The 3,544-nt window shown below is 76.0% G+C and carries 4 protein-coding genes and 2 pseudogenes; 4 read left to right on the forward strand and 2 right to left on the reverse strand.

The annotated features are described in order from the left end of the window. From C6N75_RS30865 to C6N75_RS22205, 4 genes and pseudogenes are all read left to right on the forward strand, one after another. Window positions 1–473 (forward strand): annotated as a pseudogene (locus C6N75_RS30865) (histidine kinase); the annotation flags it as partial. After that, complete coding sequence (locus C6N75_RS22195) at window positions 470–907, forward strand: roadblock/LC7 domain-containing protein (RefSeq protein ID WP_105870665.1); 438 nt, start codon at window positions 470–472, stop codon at window positions 905–907. The pseudogene C6N75_RS30865 and the gene C6N75_RS22195, both read left to right, overlap by 4 nt. Before the next feature lie 338 nt (window positions 908–1,245). Next, a pseudogene (locus C6N75_RS22200) lies at window positions 1,246–1,659 on the forward strand (DUF742 domain-containing protein); the annotation flags it as partial. Next, complete coding sequence (locus C6N75_RS22205) at window positions 1,640–2,272, forward strand: GTP-binding protein (RefSeq protein WP_105870666.1); 633 nt, start codon at window positions 1,640–1,642, stop codon at window positions 2,270–2,272. The pseudogene C6N75_RS22200 and the gene C6N75_RS22205, both read left to right, overlap by 20 nt. 180 nt (window positions 2,273–2,452) lie before the next feature. On the opposite strand, the gene C6N75_RS22210 is transcribed toward C6N75_RS22205, so the two are convergent. Further along, window positions 2,453–2,815 (reverse strand): DUF962 domain-containing protein, encoded by a 363-nt coding sequence (locus tag C6N75_RS22210; protein ID WP_105870667.1) that lies wholly within the window; start codon window positions 2,813–2,815, stop codon window positions 2,453–2,455. Window positions 2,816–2,833: 18 nt separating this feature from the next. Then, window positions 2,834–3,544: M15 family metallopeptidase (locus C6N75_RS22215; protein ID WP_105870668.1), on the reverse strand; the 711-nt coding region annotated here is incomplete at its 5' end.

A 3,544-nucleotide genomic window follows, 5' to 3' on the forward strand; every position in this document is an offset into this window, starting at 1 on the left:
CGACCAGCACCACCCCGTGCACACCCCCCCCCGCCGGGCCGCACACCGACACCGCCCCGGGCCGGTACGACACCGCCCCGGGCCTGTACCACAGCGCCCCGCGCCCGTACGACGCCGTCCCGGCCGCCGGCGACGGGGACGTCGCCGCCCCGCAGACCCCCGGGCAGCCGTTCCTCGCCGGACTGCCCCGCCGGGTCCGCCAGGCCAGCCTCGCGCCCCAGCTGCGCAGGCCGCAGACCGGCGGCGACCGACCGGCGGCGCAGGACCGGCCTGCCGCGGCGGCGGACGACTTCGACCGCGACGCCGAGGAGGTCCGCAGCCGGATGGCCGCCATGCAGCGCGGCTGGCAGCGCGGCCGCCGGCAGTCCGCCCCCGAGCCGGCCGCCGCGGACCGGGCGCCCGCCACCGGCGCCGACGAGCCCGCAGCAGGAACCACCGCACCAGGAACCACACCGGAGGGGAACGGTCGATGACCGCACCGAACGCCGCAGCAGGGAACCCAGCCGGCTCCACCGGGGAGCTGAACTGGCTCCTCGACGAGCTGGTCGACCGGGTCGCCTCCATCCGCAAGGCCCTGGTGCTCTCCAGCGACGGCCTGGCGACGGGGACCTCCAAGGACCTCTCCCGCGAGGACGGCGAGCACATGGCGGCCGTGGCCTCCGGCTTCCACAGCCTGGCCAAGGGCGTGGGCCGGCACTTCGACGCCGGCCGGGTCCGCCAGACCGTGGTCGAGCTGGAGGAGGCGTTCCTCTTCGTCACCGCCGCCGGCGACGGAAGCTGCCTCGCCGTGCTCGCGGACGCCGACTCGGACGTCGGCCAGGTCGCGTACGAGATGACGCTCATGGTCAAGCGGGTCGGCGCCCACCTGGCGACCGCCCCGCGGACCGGTCTGCACACCGGAGGGTGAGTGGAGATGTCATGAGTGACGCAAGCGGGGCGGACCCCCGCGACGCCACCCCGGCCCCCGGCCGGCACCAGCGGAATCCCGCCGGCGGCCCCGACGGGCCGGGCGGTCCGTGGACCGCGCCCGCGGCCGGTGAGCCGTGGACCGCGGACACCGTCCGCGACGGCCCGGCCGACCCGTCGTGGCCCGCCGACCGCCCCTGGACGGACGGCGCGCCGGGCGGCGGCCCGGGCGCCGCCTGGACCGCCCCGACGGCCCGCACCGGCGTCCCCTGGTCCGGCGGCGGCGCACCCGCGGGCCCGCCCGGCGGCGCCCCGCACGCGGCCCCGCCGTACCCGGACGCGTCCGCGGACGCCCCCGGCGACCGCCGGCCGCCCGGCGCCTCGCACTGGTTCGACGCCGACGCCGGACCCGTGGTCCGCCCCTACGCGATGACCCGCGGCCGCACCAGCACCGCCACCCGCCACAAGCTCGACCTCATCGCACTGGTCGTCCCGGAAGCCGCCGCCGACGACCCGGGCCGCGACCAGACCCTGTCACCGGAGCACGTGGAGATCGTCGAGCGCTGCGTCGAACTGCCGCAGTCCATCGCCGAACTCGCCGCCTGCCTCGACCTGCCCGTCGGCGTGGTACGGGTCCTCGTCGGCGATCTCGTCGACGACGAGCTCGTCCACGTCACCCGTCCCGTCCCGCCGGCCGAACTGCCGGACGTGAGCATTCTGCGTGAGGTGATCAATGGCCTTCGGGCGCTCTAGGCCGGCCCCGGCCGGCCCCAGGCGGCCGCCGGTGGAACCGGTGACGCTCAAGATCCTCGTCGCCGGCGGGTTCGGCGTCGGCAAGACCACCCTGGTCGGCGCCGTCAGCGAGATACGTCCGCTGCGCACCGAGGAGACCCTCAGCGAGGCGGGCCGCCCGGTGGACGACGTGAGCGGCGTGGAGTCCAAGACGACCACCACCGTCGCCATGGACTTCGGCCGGATCACCCTCCGCGAGGACCTGGTCCTCTACCTGTTCGGCACCCCGGGCCAGGACCGCTTCTGGTTCCTCTGGGACGAGCTCGCCCAGGGCGCGCTCGGCGCGGTGGTGCTCGCGGACACCCGCCGCCTGGAGGACTGCTTCGCCGCCATCGACTACTTCGAACGCCGCGCCATCCCGTTCGCGGTGGCCGTCAACTGCTTCGAGGGCGCCGCGCGCTACCCCGACGGCACCGTCCGGTCCGCGCTCGACCTGGACCCCGACGTCCCGCTGATGCTGTGCGACGCCCGCAGCCGCGACTCGGTCAAGGAGGTGCTGGCGAGCGTCGTCGAGCACGCCCTCGCCCTGGTCGCCCCGCGCCCCGACGCGCTCCCCGCCCCGGCGGCCACCTGACCGACACCCGCCACGCCGCCGCCGCGGGCTCGCGCCCTCCGGGGGGGGCTGACGATCAGGAACAACCAGGTGGGGCCGCCGCCGTCGAAGCCGATCGTCTCGAACGCCGGGGCGGCCCCGTCGCCCACCCGGCTCCCCGCCACCGCACCCCGCGCGCCGACCGGACTCATCGCCCCCGCGTCAGCCGTGTTCCGCCAGCCACTTGGCCGCCGTCTCGGCCAGCTCCGCGTCCCGCCCGGCCAGCATCATCCGGATCATCCGCGCGTCCCCGCGCAGCGACCAGGCCGGGTGCCCGAAGGTGGCCGGGTTGTTGCCCTCGATCAGGAAGTGCGCCGGCCACGCCGTCCCGTACCCGATGAGCGGCAGCGCCGCCAGATACCGCGGGCGGCCCCGCGCCAGCCCGTACGCGCTGACCGCCAGCCCCGTCAGCGTCCCCGTCAGATGCACCCACCGCGTCGCCGCCCTGGAGTGCATCGCCACGTAGTACGGCCAGAACTCCTCGTACGAGGCGAACGACCGCCGCTCCTGCTGCTGTCCCTCCATGCGGGTGACGGTAACCCCTCAACGCCGCCGCAGGGAGCCGCCCGACACCGGGAAGTCGAAGAACGTGCCGGGATTCGGCTCGGCCGCGTAGGTGAAGTGCCACCACTCCTGCGGCAGGTTGACGAACCCGGCCGCCTCCATCGCGGCCACCAGCTTCCGCCGGTTCTCCCGCTGCCCCGGACCGACCCGCGGATCCGCCGTCCGCGCCAGCGGATCGAAGCAGTCGAACCCGGTGCCCATGTCCACCGAGTCGTCCGGCGACCGCTCCGACCGCGGCGCGAAACACGGCGCCCCAGGCCGCGCGGACCGAGCCCGGCCCGCCCCGGCGGGCAGCTCCACCAGGCTCACGTCCACCGTCGACCCCCGGCTGTGCCCGGACCGCTCGGCGATCCACCCCTCCGCGAACAACCGGGACTTCGCCACCCGCGGATAGAACTCGCCCTTCGTCCGCTGGTCCAGCGGATCCCCCGCCCACCGTACAAAGTGGTCCACCGCCCGCTGCGGCCGGTAGCAGTCGTACACCTTCAACGAGAGCCCCGTCCGCAGCAGCCCGCGCTGCGCCCCGCGCAGCGCCCGAGCCGCGGCCCGCGTCAGCAGACAGACGGGCTCCGCGTACCCGTCCACCGGGACGCCCACGAAGGACCGCCCGGTGGCATAGCGGATGTCCTGCCGGATCGTCGGATCCACCGACGCCAGCGCGGCGAACCCCTCCGGCGCGCCCGGCCCCGC

Origin of the sequence: Streptomyces solincola (assembly GCF_002982015.1) — a bacterium.
In the GTDB taxonomy this organism is placed as follows: Bacteria; Actinomycetota; Actinomycetes; order Streptomycetales; family Streptomycetaceae; genus Streptomyces; species Streptomyces solincola.